Here is a 17,489-nt window from a genome sequence, read left to right as displayed (position 1 = left end):
TTGCCCGACGCGCCGGCCCTGACTGAGATATGTTCTCGGCATGACGACAACAACATCCACGGGAACCACCGCCGCCGGTCCTGGCGGCATCTACGTGCTGGCGGCGCACCCGCACTGGCGCGATTCGCGCGTCAACCGCCGCATGCTGGCCGCCGCCCGCGCAGTGCCGGGCGTCGAGGTGAACGACCTCTACGGCAGCTACCCCGACTTCTCCATCGACGTCGAGGAAGAGCAGGCCCGGCTCGCCAAGGCCAGCCTGGTGGTGCTGCTGCACCCGATCCAGTGGTATTCCATGCCCGCGCTGCAGAAGCTCTGGCTCGACGACGTGCTCGCCTACGGCTGGGCGTACGGCCCCGGGGGCACGGCGCTGCAGGGCAAGGACCTCTGGCTGGTGGCCACCACCGGCAGCCCGGAGCCCAGCTACCACCCGCAGAGCTACCACCGCTATTTCTTCGACGCCTTCTTGCCGCCCTACGAGCAGACCGCCGCGCTGTGCGGCATGCGCTTCCTGCCGCCGCTGATCTTCCACGGCGCGCGCAGCGCCCCCGAGGCAGAGGTGGAGGCGCACGTCCAGACCTTCGCCCAGCGCCTGGGAAGCTACCCCGACTGGCCCGAGATCGAGGAACTCGACACCTGCATCGCCTGTCCGGTGCCCGAAGCTGATCGCCCGGCCGATCCGGACGACATCGGCAAGGCCGTATCCAGCGCCTTCCACTCCGCCATGACCCACGGGCTGGCAGCCGCCTCCACGAGCAAGGCCACCTGAATGGAACACGCACCCGCCTGGCTGACCAGCAGCCTGATCTACCTGAGCGCCGCCGTACTGGTGGTGCCGCTGTCGAAGGCCCTGGGCCTCGGCTCCATCATCGGCTACCTCGTGGCCGGCATCGCCATCGGCCCCTGGGGGCTTGGGCTGGTGTCCAGCGTCCAGGACGTGCTGCACTTCGCCGAGTTCGGCGTGGTGCTGATGCTGTTCCTGGTGGGCCTCGAACTCGAGCCCAAGCGCCTGTGGAACCTGCGCCGCCCGATCTTCGGCTGGGGCACCGCGCAGGTGGTCAGCTGCGCCGCAGTGCTGTTCGCCGCGGGCTGTGCGGTGGGCGCGGAATGGCGCGTGGCGCTGGTGGCCTCGCTGGGCCTGGCGCTGTCGTCCACCGCGATCGCGCTGCAGGTGTTCGGCGAGCGCAACCTGCTGAAAACACCCAGCGGACAGGCCGGCTTCTCGATCCTGCTGTTCCAGGACGTGGCGGCCATTCCCATCCTCGCGCTGCTGCCGCTGCTGGCCGGCGCCACCGCCGCCGAGCAGTCGATCAGCGGGCTAGACCGCGCGCTTGAAGCCGCGAAGATCATCGGCGTGATCGGCGGCATCATCCTCGGCGGCCGGCTGCTGCTGCGCCCGGTGCTGCGCTGGATCGCGCGCAGCGACACGCCCGAGATCTTCACCGCCGCGGCGCTGCTGCTGGTGGTGGCCATCGCGGCGCTGATGCAGCTGGTGGGCCTTTCGATGGCGCTGGGCGCCTTCCTCGCCGGCGTGCTGCTGGCCGAGAGCGAATACCGGCGCGAGCTGGAGACCGACATCGAGCCCTTCAAGGGCCTGCTGCTGGGCCTGTTCTTCATTGCCGTGGGCATGTCGATCAACTTCGGCGTGCTCATTGCGAGCCCCTGGATCATGGCGGCGCTGGTGGTCGGCTTCATGGTCGTCAAGCTGGCGGTGATCTATGCGCTGGCCAAGGCGATGGGCATCGCCTACCAGGAGCGGCCGGTGTTCACGCTGCTGCTCGCGCAAGGCGGCGAATTCGCGTTCGTGGTGTTCCAGGCCGCGGGGCCCGACGTACTGCCGCCCGAGATCACGTCGCTGCTGATCGGCGCTGTGGCGCTGTCGATGCTGCTGTCGCCGCTGCTGCTGGTGCTGCTCGACAAGTTCGTGCTGCCGCGCTACAGCCGCAACCAGGGGCCGCAGCTCGAAGAGATTTCGGAGCAGCAGGACGCCAAGGTGCTGATCTGCGGCTTCGGCCGCTACGGTCAGATCGTCGGGCGCATGCTGATGTCGCAGGGCCTGCGCGTGACCGTGCTCGACCACGACGCCGACACCGTCGAAGGCCTGCGCCAGTTCGGCTTTCGCGTGTTCTACGGCGACGCCACCCGGCTCGACCTGCTGCGCACCGCGGGCGCGGGTACGGCCAAGGCCATCGTGGTGGCGGTGGACGACATCGAGCAGTCGCTGGAAATCGTCGATCTGGTGAGAGAGAACTTCCCGCAGGCCCGCATCATCGCGCGGGCTCGCAACGTGACGCACCTGTTCCAGCTGCGCGACCGTGGCGTGACGGATGTGGAGCGCGAGGTGTTCGAGTCGTCGCTGCGCAGCGCCCGCGCGACGCTCGAAGCGCTAGGCTGGCCGGCGCACGAGGCGCGCGAATCGACCATGCGTTTTCGCCTCCGGAACATCAAGCTCGGCGACGAGATCTATCCCCACTACAAGGACCGCGCCAAGCTGATCGCCGCCAACAAGGCCGGCCGCCAGCAGTTCGAGGAACAGATGGCGCGCGAGCGCGAGGAGCGGCAGCGCCGCTCGGGGCGCGACTGGGACCGGCTCGACGGCGAGGAAACCGCACCGAAGGAAGAAGCGGACGCGTAGCGACAGCTCGCCCCGCGAGCTTTTCCTGCACTGCCGTCAGGCCGCCAGCTTCAACAGCCGCACCGCATTGCCCTTGAGGATGCCGGGCATCACCTCGGGCTTGAAGCCGGCGTTCTCGAAGTCGCGCATCCAGCGGTCGGGCGTGATCAGCGGGTAGTCGCTGCCGAACAGGATGCGGTCCTTCAGCAGCGTGTTGGCGTACTGCACCAGCTGCTTCGGAAAGTACTTTGGACTCCAGCCCGAGAGGTCGATCCACACGTTGGGCTTGTGCGTGGCCACGCTCAGCGCCTCGTCCTGCCAGGGGAAGCTGGGGTGCGCCATGACGATCTGCATGTCGGGGAAGTCGATGGCCACGTCGTCCAGGTGCATCGGGTTGCTGTACTCCAGCCGCAGGCCGCCGCCGCAGCGCATGCCCGAGCCGATGCCGCTGTGGCCGGTGTGGAAGATGGCCGGCAGGCCGTATTCGGCAATCACCTCGTAGATGGGCCAGGCCATCCTGTCGTAGGGGTGGTAGCCCTGCACCGTGGGGTGGAACTTGAAGCCCTTGACGCCGTGTTCCTCGATGAGCCGGCGCGCCTCGCGCGCACCCATCTTTCCCTTGTGCGGATCGATGCTGCCGAAGGCGATCATGATGTCGCTGTTGTTCTTGGCCGCCTCCGCGATCTCTTCGTTCGGAATGCGCCGGCGGCCCATGTTCGACTCTGCGTCGACCATGAACATCACCAGCCCGATCTTGCGTTCACGGTAATACGCCACGCTTTCCGCGATGGTGGGCCGGCCGCTGGAGCCGAAATACTTGTCGGCGGCGCGGTCGTACTCCTCGCCATAGTTGTCGAACGGGTTCCAGCAGCTCACTTCGGCATGCGTGTGGATGTCGATCGCAACGAGGTTCTCGTGGTCCATGTGTTTGTCTCCAGTGCGGGTAAGTCCCTAGCTTCGGGCAGGCTCGAATGCCTTGAATTGATTATTTCTCATAACCATAATCCAACGCAACCCCGAACACCTTCCCATGACCAATCCAGACCTCCAACTCGACATCCGCGACGAAGTCGCCATCGTCCGCCTGACGCGCGGCTCCAAGCGCAACGCACTGTCGGACGGCCTGATCCTCGCACTGCGCGACACTTTCGAGAAGCTGCCCTCCAGCGTGCGCGCCGCGGTGATCGACGGAGAAGGCCCGCACTTCTGCGCCGGCCTCGACCTCAGCGAGCTGAAGGAGCGCGACGCCGGCCAGGGCATGCAGCACTCGCGCATGTGGCACGCCGCGCTCGACCTGATCCAGCACGGCCCGGTGCCTGTGATCGCCGCGCTGCACGGCGCGGTGGTCGGCGGCGGGCTCGAGCTGGCCAGCGCCTGCCACATCCGCGTGGCCGACCGCAGCACCTTCTACGCGCTGCCCGAAGGCTCGCGCGGCATCTTCGTGGGCGGCGGCGGCTCGGTGCGCATTCCCAAGCTGATCGGCGTGGCGCGCATGACCGACATGATGATGACCGGCCGCGTCTACAACGCCGAGGACGGCGAGCGCGCCAATTTCGCGCAGTACCTGGTCGACGAGGGCACGGCCTTCGACAAGGCCTTCGAGCTCGCCAAGCGCGTGGCCACCAACGCGCCGCTGACCAACTACGCGCTCATGCATGCGCTGCCGCGCATCGCCGAGCAGTCGGCCGACCACGGCTTCTTCACCGAAGCGCTGATGGCCGGCATCGCACAGGCCGCCCCTGAAGCCAAGGAACGCGTGCGCGATTTCCTCGAAGGCCGGGGCGCGAAGGTGAGCAGGGGATGAGCGCCGCACGGGCGAGCGAAGCCACGCAGTGGCGCAGCATGGGGGAGACTTTCCAATGACCGTTCGATACCGCCCGCTGGCCTTCGGCGTGACGCGCGCCGTGCTGCGCGATGGCACACCGGGCACGCAGTACCTCACCGCCGAGACGCAGCTCGAAACCTACCGCGAGCGCATGACCGACCGCCTCGCGCACTGGGCCGAGCAGGCGCCCGAGCGCACCTTCATTGCCCGCCGCGAACGGCTGGCCGACGGCAGCACCGGCGACTGGATCCGCGTGAGCTACGCCGAGGCACTGCAGAAGGCCCGCGGTATCGGACAAGCCCTGCTGAATCGCGGCCTGAGCGCGGAGCGGCCCGTGGCCATCCTCAGCGAGAACGGCATCGAGCATGCGCTGCTCGCGCTCGGCTGCCTCTACGCCGGCGTGCCCTACTGCCCCGTGTCGCCGCCCTACTCGCTCGTGAGCCAGGACTTCGAGAAGCTGCGCCACGTGTTCGACACGCTGACACCGGGCCTCGTGTTCGCCACCGATGCCGCGCGCTACGGCCGCGCCATTGCGGCGGTCGTTCCGGCCGGAACCGAAGTCGTCATTGCAGAAGGCCAGCTCGAAGGCCGCGCCACCACCTCGCTCGACGCACTGGCCTCGACGCCCGCCACGCCGGCCATCGATGAAGCGATGCGCGCGACCGGCCCCGACACCATCACCAAGTTCCTCTTCACCTCGGGCTCCACCAAGATGCCCAAGGCCGTCATCAACACGCACCGCATGTGGTGCGCCAACCAGCAGCAGCTGCGCCAGTCGATTCCCGCCTTGGGCGACGAGCCGCCGGTGCTGGTCGACTGGCTGCCGTGGAACCACACCTTCGGCGGCAACCACAACGTGGGCATCGTGCTGGACAACGGTGGCACGCTCTACGTCGACGACGGCAAGCCCACGCCCGCGGGCATGGCCGAGACGCTGCGCAACCTGCGCGAGATCGCGCCCACCATCTACTTCAACGTGCCCACCGGCTTCGAGGCCATCGCGCATGCGATGGAAAGCGACGCGGTGCTGCGCCGCAACCTGCTGTCGCGCGTGAAGATGTTCTTCTACTCGGGCGCCGCGCTGTCGCAGCCCGTGTGGGACAGCCTGCACAAGACGCAGGAGTCGGAAGTGGGCGAGCGCATCGTCATGGGCACAGGCCTGGGCATGACCGAGTCGGGCCCCTTTGCGCTGTACGTGACCGGCCCCGACGTGAAGTCGGGCGACGTGGGCCTGCCCGCTCCCGGCATCGAACTGAAGCTGATCGACGTCGACGGCAAGACCGAAGTGCGCTACCGCGGCCCCAACATCACGCCCGGCTACTGGCGCGCACCCGATGCCACGGCCGAGGCTTTCGACGAAGAAGGCTTCTTCTCGACCGGCGACGCGGTGAAGTGGATCGACGACGGCAACATCCACCGCGGCCTGCGCTTCGACGGCCGCATCGCGGAAGACTTCAAGCTCGCCACCGGCACCTTCGTGAGCGTGGGCCCGATGCGCGCGAAGATCATCGCGGCCGGCGCGCCCTATGTGCAGGACGCGGTGCTGACCGGCATCAACCTGAAGGAAGTGGGCGCGCTGATCTTCCCGACGCAGAAGGTGCGGCAGCTCGCAGGCCTGCCCGCCGACGCCCCGATGCAGCAGGTGCTCGAAAGCGCGCCGGTGCAGGCGCACTTCCAGCAGGTGGTCGACACGCTGGCCGCAAGCGCCACCGGCAGCGCCAACCGCATCGCACGGCTGCACCTGATGGCCGAGCCGCCGTCCATCGACAAGGGCGAAGTGACCGACAAGGGCTCCATCAACCAGCGCTCGGTGCTCAAGCACCGCGCCGCGCTGGCCGACGCGATGCACGACGGCACGCTGCCCTTCACCCTCAAGCCCCGCTAACACCATCCAGGAGACACAAGAATGAAGATCGAAGGACAAGCCGCCCTCGTTACCGGCGGCGCATCGGGCCTTGGCGAAGCCACCGCACGCGAACTCGCGCGGCTGGGCGCCAAGGTCGCCGTGCTCGACCGCAATTCCGCACTCGCTGAAAAAGTGGCCGCCGAGATCGGCGGCGTCGCCTGCGTCTGCGACATCACCGACACCGACAGCGTGAACGCCGCGCTCGACAAGGCCCAGGCCGCGCACGGCACCGCGCGCATCCTCATGAACGTGGCCGGCATCGGCAGCGCCAAGCGCATCGTCGGCAAGGATGGCAACCCCGCGCCGCTCGAAGACTTCGTGCGCGTGGTCAACATCAACCTGATCGGCGGCTACAACATGGCGCGCCTGTTCGCGGCGCGCTGCGCGAAGCTCGCGGCGCTCGACAACGGCGATGAAAAAGGCGAGAAGGGCGTGATGCTCTTCACCGCATCGGTGGCGGCCTTCGACGGCCAGGTGGGCCAGCAGGCCTACAGCGCCTCCAAGGGCGGGCTGGTCGGCATGACGCTGCCGATGGCACGCGACCTGGCGCAGCACGCCATCCGCGTGTGCACCGTGGCGCCGGGCCTCTTTGCCACGCCGCTGCTGCTGGAACTGCCCGAGCCGGTGCAGCAGTCGCTGGCCGCGTCCATCCCGTTCCCGCCGCGCCTGGGCAAGCCTTCGGAATTCGCCGAACTGGCCTGCCACATCGTCACCAACGGCCACCTCAACGGCGAGGTGATCCGCCTCGACGGCGCGCTGCGCATGGCGCCGCGCTAAGCCGAATCCTTTTCGCGTATCCGAGTTCCCGCCCCACAACGTATCAGGAGACATCGATGACCTTCAGGAAGACCACTCTCGCCGCCGTGCTGGCGCTCATGGCCGCTGGCTTCGCCCATGCCGACATCACCATTGGCGTGGTGCAGCCGCTCACCGGCCCCGCCTCGGGCCTGGGCATTCCGGTGAAGAACGGCATCGCGATCTGGCCCAAGACCATCGCGGGCGAAACGCTCAAGGTGGTGGTGCTCGACGACGCGACCGACCCGACCACGGGCGTGAAGGACGCACAGCGCCTGGTGACCGAAGACAAGGCCGACGTCATCATCGGCTCCAGCGCCACGCCGGTCGCCATTCCCATGGCCGACGTGACGGCCGAAGCCGGCACGCCGCAGATCGCCACCGCCCCGGCCGGCCTGCCGCCGGGCAAGGACAAGTGGTTCTTCCGCCTGCCGCAGTCGAACGACGTCATGGCGTACGCATTGGTCGCGCACATGAAGAAGCAGAACGTGAAGACGGTCGGCTTCCTCGGCTACACCGACGCCTACGGCGAACTGTGGCTCAAGGCGCTCACGGCCGAGGCCGCCAAGAACGGCATCAAGATCGTCGCCACGGAGCGCTTCGCGCGCGCCGACACCAGCGTGACCGGCCAGGTGCTCAAGCTCACCTCGGCCAACCCGGACGCGATCCTGATCGTGGCCTCGGGCAGCGGCGCGGGCATGCCGCAGAAGGCGGTGATGGAGCGCGGCTACAAGGGCAAGGTCTACCAGACGCACGCCGCCGCCACGCAAGACCTGATGCGCACCGCCGGCAAGGACGCCGAAGGCACCTTCGTGGTGTCGGGCCCCGCCACGGTGGCCGAGCAACTGCCCGACAGCCATCCGTCGAAGGCCGCCGCGGTCGCCTTCGTGCAGGGCTACGAGAAGGCCTATGGCCCCGGCTCGCGCAACCAGTTCGCCGGCCACGCGGCCGACGCGCTCACGGTGCTGGAGAAGGCCGTGCCGGTCGCTCTCAAGAAGGCCAAGCCCGGCACGCCGGAGTTCCGCGCCGCGCTGCGCGACGCGCTCGAAAGCATGGGCCGCACGGTGATCGCGCATGGCGTGCTCAACTGGACGGCGCAGGACCACTGGGGCTACACGACCGAGACCGGCGTGATGCTCAAGGTGGTGAACGGCGCGTTCAAGGTCGAGCAGTAAACCCTTTCTCCAGCCGCATCACACACACGCCATGGATCTCTCGATCGCCAGCATCCTGACGCTGGACGGACTCACCAATGGCGCGATCTATGCCCTGCTGGGCATGGGCATCGTGCTCGTCTTCACGGTGACCCGCGTCATCTTCATCCCGCAGGGCGAATTCGTGGCGTACGGCGCGCTGACGCTGGCGATCTTCCAGACCGGCAAGACGCCGGGCACGGTGTGGCTGCTGCTCATCCTGGCCGGCGTCGCCGCGCTGATGGACCTGGTGAGCATCTGGCGCCACAGCGGCAGCGCGGCGGCCGGGCTGAAGGCGGCGCTGCGCACCTTCGCTCTGCCGGCCGTGGTTTGCGCGGTATCGGCCTGGGCCGGCCCGCGCAACCTGCCGATCGGCGTGCAGGCGCTGCTCACTGTGTTCATCGTCACGGCCTTCGGGCCGCTGGTGTACCGGGTGGCTTATCAATCGCTGGCGGGCGCGAGTTCGCTGGTGCTGCTGATCGTCTCGGTCGGCGTGCATTTCGCGATGACGGGGCTGGGCCTGCTGTTCTTCGGCGCCGAGGGTTTTCGCAATCCGCCGTTCTGGGACGAGCGCATGGCGCTGGGGCCGCTGAACGTGAGCGGGCAGGCGCTGATCATCTTCGGCGTGTCGGCGGCGCTGATCGTGCTGCTGTGGTTGTTCTTCGAGCGCAGCCTGTATGGCAAGGCCCTGCGCGCGACGGCGGTGAACCGGCTCGGCGCGCGGCTGATGGGCATCTCGACGCAGGCGGCGGGGCAGCTCACGTTCGCGATGGCGGCGCTGATCGGTGCGTTGTCGGGTCTGCTGATCGGGCCGACGACCACGGTGTTCTACGACTCGGGTTTTCTGATCGGCCTGAAGGGTTTCGTGGCCGCTGTGATCGGCGGTCTTGCAAGCTACCCGGGCGCGTTGCTCGGTGCGCTGGCGGTGGGCGTGATCGAGGCTTTCGGCTCTTTCTGGGCCAGCTCGTTCAAGGAAGTGATCGTGTTCACCATCATCCTGCCTGTGCTGCTGTGGCGTTCTTTGCGCAGTGGGCATTCGGACGAGGAGCACTGATGTACTCCTTCCTCTTGCTTATCAGCCCGCACGAGAGCCGCACTCGTCGTGCACAGGGCACCGGGTGCTCCCCGCAGCGAAATAAAGGAGGAGCCCGAAGGGCGGGGGACATTCGCGGAGGAGAGTACCCGGTGGCCTGTGCGCTCGCCCCGAAAAAACCCGCGACAAGAACGACAAGCAAGCAAAGACAACGCGCAACGGATCACTGACATGGAAGCGCTACTCAACACAACAACGCCACAGGCCCCCGACAAGAGCGCGCTGCGCACATGGGGCCCGCTCGCGCTGATCCTGGTGCTGGCCGTGCTGCCGTTCCTGCCGCTGCCCGACTTCTGGATCATCCAGCTCAACTACATCGGTATCTACACCCTGCCCGTGCTGGGCCTCGTGCTGCTCACCGGCGTGGGCGGCCTCACCTCGTTCGGGCAGGCAGCCTTCGTCGGCATCGGCGCTTACACCACGGCCTACCTGACGGTGAACACAGGGCTGTCGCCCTGGGTCACGCTCTTCATCGGGCTGGCGCTCACCGGCATCAGCGCATCGATCATCGGCGCCATCACGCTGCGGATGTCTGGCCACTACCTGCCGCTGGCCACCATCGCCTGGGCGCTGTCGCTGTACTACCTGATGGGCAACCTCGATGCGCTGGGCAAGTACGACGGCATCCTGGGCGTCAAGGGCCTGTCGCTGTTCGGCTTCGAGTTCGGCCAGCAGCGGTTCTTCTACGGCGTGGTCTGGGTCTTTGCGATCGTCGCGGCATTCGCGGTGATACGCCTGCTCGATTCGCGCAGCGGCCGCGCCATCCGATCGCTGGCCGGCGGCTCGCAGATGGCCGAGGCCATGGGCGTGAACACGCTGCGCTTCAAGATCGGCATCTTCGTGCTGGCGGCCATGCTGGCCTCGATCTCGGGCTGGCTGTTCGCGCACTTCCAGCGCACGGTGAACCCCTCGCCCTTCGGACTGAAGATGGGTATCGAGTACCTGTTCATGGCGGTGCTCGGCGGCGCGGCCCACGTGTGGGGCGCCATTGCCGGCGCGGGCGTGGTCAAGCTGCTCGAAGACCAGTTGCAGGTGCTGCTGCCCAAGCTCATCGGCACGGCCGGCAGCTACGAGCTGATCGTGTTCGGCATCATGATCGTGCTGGTGCTCAAGTACCTGCCCGAGGGCCTCTGGGCCTTCGTCGACCGGCGCCTGCCGCGTCCGCGCCGCAGCGTCGACTGGCAGGACGCGAAAGACCTGCCCGCGCGCGCCAAGCCGGCCGCCGGCGAGGTGGTGCTCGATGTGCAGGCCATCCGCAAGACCTTCGGCGGACTGGTGGCGGTGAACGACATCAGCTTCCAGACGCGCGCCGGCCAGATCGTCGGCCTGATCGGGCCGAACGGCGCTGGCAAGTCGACCACCTTCAACCTGATCACCGGCGTGCTCGGCCTCTCGGGCGGCGCGGTGCGCTTCCGCGGCGAGGCCGTCGGCGGGCTGGGTGCGCGGCAGATCGCGCAGCGTGGCGTGTCGCGCACCTTCCAGCACGTGAAGATGGTGGCCGACATGACGGTGCTGGAAAACGTGGCGCTGGGCGCGCACCTGCGCGGCCGCAAGGGCGCCATCGCGGCCATGCTGCGCATCGACCGCCAGGAAGAGCGCGCGCTGTTCCGCGAGGCCGAGCGCCATTTGCGGCGCGTGGGCATGGGCGACTACCTGCACGAACTGGCGGGCAACCTCGCGATGGGCCAGCAGCGCCTGCTGGAGATTGCACGCGCGCTGTGCGCCGACCCGGCCCTGCTGCTGCTCGACGAGCCCGCGGCCGGCCTGCGCCACAAGGAAAAGGAAGCGCTGGGCAAGGTGCTGCGTCAACTGCGCGACGAAGGCATGAGCATCCTGCTGGTCGAGCACGACATGGGGCTGGTGATGGACATCTGCGACCACATCGTGGTGATGGAGTTCGGCACGCACCTGATGGAGGGCACGCCCGCCGAGGTGCAGAACAGCGACAAGGTGCGCGCCGCGTACCTGGGAACGGAACATTGACATGACGACACCCCTGCTTCGCATACGCGACCTGCACGCCGGCTACGGCCGCGCCGAGGTGCTGCACGGCATCGACCTGCAGGCCGACCAGGGCCGCGTCGTCACCGTGATCGGCCCGAACGGCGCGGGCAAGTCGACGCTGCTCAACGCGCTGATGGGCGTGCTGCCCTCCAAGGGCGTCATCGAGTTCAAGGGCCAGCCCATTTCGGCGATGACGCTCGAGGAACGCGTGATGCTCGGCATTGCGCTGGTGCCCGAGAAGCGCGAGCTGTTCGGCACCATGCCGGTCGAAGACAACCTCGTGCTCGGCGCGTTCCGCCAGGTGCGGCTGCGCAACAAGCAATGGCGCGACCGCATCGACGAGGTCTACACGCTGTTCCCGCGCCTGAAGGAACGGCGCGCGCAGCTGGCCGGCACGCTCTCCGGCGGCGAGCGGCAGATGCTGGCGGTGGGCCGCGCGCTGATGTCGCGCCCCACCCTGCTGATGCTCGACGAACCCAGCCTGGGGCTGGCGCCGCTGGTGGTGCAGGAGATTTTCCGCACGGTCGATGCGCTGCGCGCCACGGGCGTGACCATTCTGCTGGTGGAGCAGAACGCGCGCGCCGCGCTCGAAGTGGCGGACCACGGCTATGTGCTCGAGATGGGCAGCGTGAGCCTCGAGGGCGAGGCACGCAAGCTCGCGGTCGATTCGCGCGTGATCGACACCTACCTGGGCGCGGCACGCAAGGCCGCCTGACGAGAAAAGAAGATCGACCGCGACACCCGCCGCGCACGCGGCAAGGAGACGACATGACGAGACAGCGTCACTTCACATTCGGCCTGTGCGCAAGCGCGCTCGGCGTTGCCACGCTGCTCGCGGCTTGCGCGGGAAGCCCGCCCGCCTCGCACGCGCCGCTGGCCGCCGCGCGGCCCGGCACGCTGCAGGCCTGCGCCGACCTCGCCACGCGCGCGGCGCTGCCGGGCACGGTCTACACCTCCGTCACCGACGTGCCGGCCGGCACCGTCACGGTCGGCGGCGTCGCGATGGCGGCACCCGCGCACTGCCTGGTGCAAGGACGCATGAACGAACGCACCAGCCCGGTCGACAACCAGCGCTACGCCGTCGGCTTCGAGATGCGGCTGCCGGTGGCATGGAACGGCCGCTTCTTCTACCAGGCCAACGGCGGGCTCGACGGCGTGGTGGTGCCCGCGCTCGGCGGCATCGGCGGCGGCGGCCCGCGCAGCAGCGCGCTGCAGATGGGCTTTGCCGTCATCAGCTCCGACGCCGGCCATGCGGGTTCGATGGGCCCGCGCTTCGGGCTCGACCCGCAGGCGCGGCTCGACTACGGCTACAACGCGGTCGCGCAACTCACGCCGATGGCGAAGAACCTGATCGCCAAGGCCTACGGCCGCGGCCCTGACCGCTCTTACTTCGGCGGCTGCTCCAACGGCGGGCGGCATGCGATGGTGGCCGCGGTGCGCTCGGCGCAGCAGTACGACGGCATCCTCGCGGGCGACCCCGGCTTCAACCTGCCGAAGGCGGCCGTGGCGCAGCTCTATGGCGCGCAGCAATACGCCGCGGTGGCCAGCGCGAAGACGCCGGCCGGCCAGCCAGACCTGCAGAGCGCTTTCACCCCGGCAGAGCTGAAGCTGGTGGCCGACAAGGTGCTGGCGCGCTGCGACGCGCTCGACGGCCTGGCCGACGGCATCGTGTCGAACGTGCAGGCCTGCAAGACGCGCTTCGACATCCAGCGGGACGTGCCCACCTGCGCCGCCGGCACGCGCGACGGCATGTGCCTCAGCGCGCCGCAGAAGAATGCGCTGGCCAACGTGTTCAAGGGTGTGCGCAACAGCGCGGGCCAGCCGATCTACAGCAGCTTCCCCTTCGACGCGGGCGTGAGCGGCAGCAACTGGCGCGAATGGAAGTTCGCGAGCCCGCCGACGCGCGACGCGGGCGCCGTGGCCTTCATCTTCAGCACGCCACCGCTGGCCGACCGGCCGCAGGGCCTGCCGTTTGCGCTGGGCTTCGACATGGACCGCGACGCGCCGCGCATTGCCGCGACGGACGGGGTGTTCCGCGAGTCGGCGCTGTCGTTCATGACGCCGCCGGACGCGGCCAACCTGGGCGCGCTGCGCGACAAGGGCGGGCGCATGATCGTCTACCACGGCACCAGCGATCCGGTGTTCTCGTCGGACGACACGGCCGCCTGGTACGAACGCGTGCAGGCCGCGAACGGCGGCGACGCCTCGTCGTTCGCGCGCTACTTCCCCGTGCCGGGCATGAACCACTGTTCGGGCGGCCCGGCCACCGACCAGTTCGACATGCTCAGTGCGCTGGTCGACTGGGTCGAACAGGGCAAGGCACCTGCGTCGATCACCGCTTCCGCGCGCGGTGCCGGCGCACCCGTGCCGAACGCCGAAGTGCCGGCCAGCTGGTCGCCGCAGCGCACGAGGCCGCTGTGCCCCTATCCGCAAGTCGCCACCTACACCGGCGGCGATACCGAGCGCGCGAGCAGCTTTGCCTGCAAGCCGCCTTCTCCCTAGATTCCCGAGCCCCCATGGATTACCAGCCCCGCCCCGAAGATGTCCGATTCCTTTTGAACGCGGTGCTCGATGCGCCCGCGCGCCTGGCCGCGCTCGCGCCTTTCGCCGAGGTCGACGAGGCGCTGCAGTCGCAGGTGCTGGAGGAGGCGGGGCGCTTCGTCGGCGAGGTGGTCGCGCCGCTGAACCGTGATGGCGACGAGATCGGCTGCCGCTTTGCCGGCGGCGAAGTGACCAGCCCGCCGGGCTTTCGCGAGGCGTACCAGGCCTTCGTCGATGGCGGCTGGCCCGCTCTTTCGGCCGCGACCGATGACGGCGGCCAGGGCCTGCCCGCCGTGCTCGAGGCCGTACTCTACGAATGGCTGGCTGCCGCCAACCACGGCTTCACGATGGCGCCCGGCCTGCTGCACGGCGCCTATGCCTGCCTCAAGCACCACGGCAGCGACGAGCTGAAGCAGCGCTATCTCTCGAAGATCGCGACCGGCGACTGGCTGGCCACCATGTGCCTCACCGAAGCGCATGCGGGCAGCGACCTGGGACAGGTGCGCACGCGCGCCGTGCCACAGGCGGACGGCAGCCTGCGGGTGAGCGGCGGCAAGATCTTCATTTCCGGCGGCGAGCACGACCTGACGCCGAACATCGTGCACCTGGTGCTGTGTCGTTTGCCGGACGCGCCCGCCGGCCCCAAGGGCCTGTCGCTGGCGCTCGTGCCCAAGCTGCTGCCCGACGGCACGCGCAACGCGGTGCACTGCGAACGCATCGAGGAAAAGATGGGCCTGCACGGCAGCCCGACCTGCACGATGCGCTTCGACGACGCCACCGGCTGGCTGGTCGGCGAGCCGGGGCGCGGGCTGGCCGCGATGTTCGTGATGATGAATTCGGCTCGGCTGCATGTGGCGCTGCAGGGCATCGGCCTGCTCGACGCCGCCTGGCAGAAGGCCGACGCCTATGCCGCCGAGCGCCGCCAGATGCGCGCGCCCGGCCCCGTGCCCGCGAGCCGCGGCGGCGAGAGCGCCGACCTGATCGCCGAACACCCGGCGGTGCGCCGCATCCTCGACACGCAGCGCGCCTGGATCGACGGCGCGCGCACCCTCGCCTACCGCAGCGCGCTGATGCTCGACGTGGCCACGCACGACGCCGACCCCAAGGCCCGCGAGCGCGCGCAGCGCTGGTGCTCGTTCGTCACGCCGGTGCTCAAGGCCGCGTGCACGCAACAGGCCTTCCACGGCGCGAGCGAGTGCCTGCAAGTGTTCGGCGGGCATGGCTACGTGCGCGAATGGGGCATCGAGCAGATCGTGCGCGACTCGCGCGTGACCATGATCTACGAGGGCACCAACGAGATCCAGGCCATCGATCTGCTGGTGCGCAAGGTGCTGCCCGACGGCGGCGCCGGCATGTCGGCGGTGCTGCTCGAGCTGCGCGACACGCTCGACGCCTCGCGCGAGGCCGATGCCGACGTGCAGCGCCGGCTCGCTCAGCTGCGCTACCTGGGCACCACGGTCGCGATGGCCGCGCACGCCAACCCGGTGCTGCCTTACGAAGTGGCGGACGAATACCTGCGCGTGGCGATGCTCACGATGCTGGCCTGGGCCTGGGCGCGCATCGAGGCGGCGGCGCCGCAAGACGGCGCCAGGGCAAGGGTGGCGGCGGCCTTTCGGCGCTGGGTGCTGCCCGAGTTCGAGATGCGGCTGGGCATCGTCAAGCGGGCCTGCGAAACGGTCGCGCTGACCCACGCGGCGCAGCCGCAAGGTGTCGCGCGCTAGGCTGCCGGGCAGCTTTCACGCGGTTACGCTCGGGCCATGCCTTCCTCTTCGAAATCCGCTCCCGCGAAAAGCGAACCGAGCATTGCGCCGCCGGGCAAGGCGGACCGGCTCGACGCGCGCATGCTCGAAACCCTCGTCGGCTACAACGCCCGGCGCGCATGGCTGATCGTCAGCGACTTCTTCGCGGAACGCATGGCGCCCTATGGGCTCAAGCAGATCGATTTCTCGGTGCTTTCGCTGCTGGCGCACAACCCGGGCGCCACGTCGCGGCAGCTGTGCAGCACGCTGGACATCCTGCCGCCCAATCTGGTGAGCCTGGTCGCCACGCTCGACAGCCGCGGCCTCATCGAGCGCCGTCCGCATCCGCACGATGGCCGCGCGGTGGGCCTGTACCTCACGCCGGCCGGCGAGGCGCTGATCCATGAAGCCGAGCAGACCGTGATGCAGCTCGAGGCCGATGCCAGCGCCAGGCTCACGGCGCGCGAGCGCGAGACGCTGATCCGCCTGCTGCAGAAGATCTATCTCTGAGGGCCTGAGGGCGCCTACAGCCCTCGCTCGACCATGTCGATGAGGCGCTGGCCCAGCGCGTGGATCTCGCCTGGCGGCATGGCGCGCAGCGGCCCGTCGATGATGAGCAGCGCCAGCCCGTGCACCGACGACCACGCGAGGTATTCGGCATTCGGGCGCCGCGCCGGATCGAGCACGCCGGCATCCACCAGCCGGTCGATGGCCTTGCCCAGCAGCTGGAACGGGTCCATCCCGCTCGCGCCGGCCTTGTCCGGACCGAGCTGGCCGTCGCCCTCGGCGGAAACCACGAAGGCGGTGCGGAACAGCCCGGGCTCGGCCTGCGCGAACCGCAGGTAGGCGGTGCCGATGGCGCGCACCTGCGCGCGGGCGAAGTCGGCGGGCGGCTGGTCGCAAGGCAGCACGGCCAGTTCCTTTTCCATCGCACCCGCTGCCGCGGCCAGGGCCGCTTCCCGCACGGCCCACAGCAGTTCCTGCCGGCTGCCGAAGTGCCGGTAGGCGGCGTTGGGCACCACCCCCGCGCGCCGCGTGGCTTCGCGCAGCACCACGGCGTCGGGGCCGCCGTCGCGCGCAAGCTCGATGCCCGCATCCAGCAGCGCCCGGCGCAAGTCCCCATGGCGGTAGGTGCTGCGGGCAGGCGGCAGGCTTTCAGGGACGTTGTTGAGCTTCATTGCACTTCCATGTGGACACCGTCCATTATCCCTGCTATTCTTTGTGGACGGTGTACACAAAGTAATCCGATTGTTTGCGGCCCGATACACCGGGGTCCCGCGACTCATCCTCATCCGCCCGAAGGAATCGCCATGAAAGTCCAGTCTTACCTCTCGTTCGAAGGCCGCTGCGACGAAGCGCTCGGCTTCTACAAGAAGGCGCTCGGCGCCGAAGTGATCCAGCTCATGCGCTACGCCGACGCGCCCCCCTCGCCACCCGCCCCGCCCGACAACGCCGACGCCAGCTGCGGCGGCGCAGCGCCCTCGCCCGACAAGGTGATGCACGCGGTGGTCCGCGTCGGCGAGACCGAGCTCATGGCCTCCGACGGCCGCTGCTCGGGCCAGCCGAAGTTCGAGGGCATCATGCTGGCCCTCACCGCCGGCACCGACGCCGAAGCCGTCAGGTGGTTCAACGCTCTGGCCGAAGGCGGCCAGGTGATGCAGCCGCTGATCCCGACCTTCTTCACCTCCAGCTTCGGCATGCTGACCGACCGCTTCGGCGTGGGCTGGCTGCTGGTCGCGGCACACCCGGCCTGACCGCGCATCTTTTCTTTCGTCTCCAGGA

15 protein-coding genes are annotated in these 17,489 nt (G+C 68.8%); 13 read left to right on the top strand and 2 right to left on the bottom strand.

The window, feature by feature from the left end; all coding sequences use genetic code 11:
• Window positions 1-40: 40 nt before the first annotated feature.
• Both ACQY8B_RS01460 and kefC read left to right on the top strand, forming a co-directional pair.
• Window positions 41-766 (top strand): NAD(P)H-dependent oxidoreductase, encoded by a 726-nt coding sequence (locus ACQY8B_RS01460; RefSeq protein WP_422085082.1) that lies wholly within the window; start codon window positions 41-43, stop codon window positions 764-766.
• The gene (gene kefC, locus ACQY8B_RS01455) at window positions 767-2,632 is read left to right on the top strand and encodes a glutathione-regulated potassium-efflux system protein KefC (RefSeq protein ID WP_422085081.1); all 1,866 of its coding nucleotides are present in this window, start codon (window positions 767-769) and stop codon (window positions 2,630-2,632) included.
• Between the two features lie 36 nt (window positions 2,633-2,668).
• On the opposite strand, the gene ACQY8B_RS01450 is transcribed toward kefC, so the two are convergent.
• Window positions 2,669-3,535: an amidohydrolase family protein gene (locus tag ACQY8B_RS01450; RefSeq protein ID WP_422085080.1), complete on the bottom strand. Its 867-nt coding sequence runs from the start codon at window positions 3,533-3,535 to the stop codon at window positions 2,669-2,671.
• Between the two features lie 106 nt (window positions 3,536-3,641).
• Here ACQY8B_RS01450 and ACQY8B_RS01445 point away from each other — a divergent pair, with 106 nt between their 5' ends.
• The 10 genes from ACQY8B_RS01445 (at window position 3,642) to ACQY8B_RS01400 (ending at window position 16,217) form a co-directional block, all read left to right on the top strand.
• The gene (locus ACQY8B_RS01445) at window positions 3,642-4,415 is read left to right on the top strand and encodes a crotonase/enoyl-CoA hydratase family protein (protein ID WP_422085079.1); all 774 of its coding nucleotides are present in this window, start codon (window positions 3,642-3,644) and stop codon (window positions 4,413-4,415) included.
• Window positions 4,416-4,470: 55 nt separating this feature from the next.
• Window positions 4,471-6,321 carry a feruloyl-CoA synthase gene (locus ACQY8B_RS01440; RefSeq protein ID WP_422085078.1) on the top strand — a complete coding sequence of 617 codons (1,851 nt, stop codon included), beginning with the start codon at window positions 4,471-4,473 and terminating at the stop codon, window positions 6,319-6,321.
• Between the two features lie 21 nt (window positions 6,322-6,342).
• On the top strand, window positions 6,343-7,119 hold the full coding sequence (locus tag ACQY8B_RS01435; RefSeq protein WP_422085077.1) for an SDR family NAD(P)-dependent oxidoreductase: 777 nt from the start codon (window positions 6,343-6,345) through the stop codon (window positions 7,117-7,119).
• Window positions 7,120-7,175: 56 nt separating this feature from the next.
• Window positions 7,176-8,312, top strand: a complete 1,137-nt coding sequence (locus ACQY8B_RS01430; RefSeq protein ID WP_422085076.1) for an ABC transporter substrate-binding protein — start codon at window positions 7,176-7,178, stop codon at window positions 8,310-8,312.
• 31 nt (window positions 8,313-8,343) lie between these two features.
• Window positions 8,344-9,384: a branched-chain amino acid ABC transporter permease gene (locus tag ACQY8B_RS01425; protein ID WP_422085075.1), complete on the top strand. Its 1,041-nt coding sequence runs from the start codon at window positions 8,344-8,346 to the stop codon at window positions 9,382-9,384.
• A gap of 210 nt (window positions 9,385-9,594) precedes the next feature.
• Complete coding sequence (locus ACQY8B_RS01420; RefSeq protein ID WP_422085074.1) at window positions 9,595-11,406, top strand: ABC transporter permease subunit; 1,812 nt, start codon at window positions 9,595-9,597, stop codon at window positions 11,404-11,406.
• A 1-nt stretch (window position 11,407) separates the two neighbouring features.
• Complete coding sequence (locus ACQY8B_RS01415) at window positions 11,408-12,142, top strand: ABC transporter ATP-binding protein (RefSeq protein WP_081269946.1); 735 nt, start codon at window positions 11,408-11,410, stop codon at window positions 12,140-12,142.
• Between the two features lie 53 nt (window positions 12,143-12,195).
• Window positions 12,196-13,929 carry a tannase/feruloyl esterase family alpha/beta hydrolase gene (locus ACQY8B_RS01410; protein ID WP_422085073.1) on the top strand — a complete coding sequence of 578 codons (1,734 nt, stop codon included), beginning with the start codon at window positions 12,196-12,198 and terminating at the stop codon, window positions 13,927-13,929.
• A gap of 14 nt (window positions 13,930-13,943) precedes the next feature.
• The gene (locus ACQY8B_RS01405; protein ID WP_422085072.1) at window positions 13,944-15,689 is read left to right on the top strand and encodes an acyl-CoA dehydrogenase family protein; all 1,746 of its coding nucleotides are present in this window, start codon (window positions 13,944-13,946) and stop codon (window positions 15,687-15,689) included.
• A gap of 36 nt (window positions 15,690-15,725) precedes the next feature.
• The gene (locus tag ACQY8B_RS01400; RefSeq protein ID WP_422085071.1) at window positions 15,726-16,217 is read left to right on the top strand and encodes a MarR family winged helix-turn-helix transcriptional regulator; all 492 of its coding nucleotides are present in this window, start codon (window positions 15,726-15,728) and stop codon (window positions 16,215-16,217) included.
• A 14-nt stretch (window positions 16,218-16,231) separates the two neighbouring features.
• Here the strand turns inward: ACQY8B_RS01400 and ACQY8B_RS01395 are convergent, their stop codons facing one another.
• Window positions 16,232-16,885 (bottom strand): TetR/AcrR family transcriptional regulator, encoded by a 654-nt coding sequence (locus ACQY8B_RS01395; RefSeq protein WP_422085069.1) that lies wholly within the window; start codon window positions 16,883-16,885, stop codon window positions 16,232-16,234.
• A 132-nt stretch (window positions 16,886-17,017) separates the two neighbouring features.
• On the opposite strand from ACQY8B_RS01395, the gene ACQY8B_RS01390 reads away from it, so the two are divergent.
• Complete coding sequence (locus ACQY8B_RS01390) at window positions 17,018-17,461, top strand: VOC family protein (RefSeq protein ID WP_422085068.1); 444 nt, start codon at window positions 17,018-17,020, stop codon at window positions 17,459-17,461.
• The last annotated feature ends 28 nt before the right edge of the window (window positions 17,462-17,489 follow it).

The sequence above is a fragment of the Variovorax sp. genome (genome assembly GCF_965279555.1).
GTDB lineage: Bacteria > Pseudomonadota > Gammaproteobacteria > Burkholderiales > Burkholderiaceae_C > Variovorax.
This window is presented reverse-complemented; position numbering and strand designations above follow the sequence as displayed.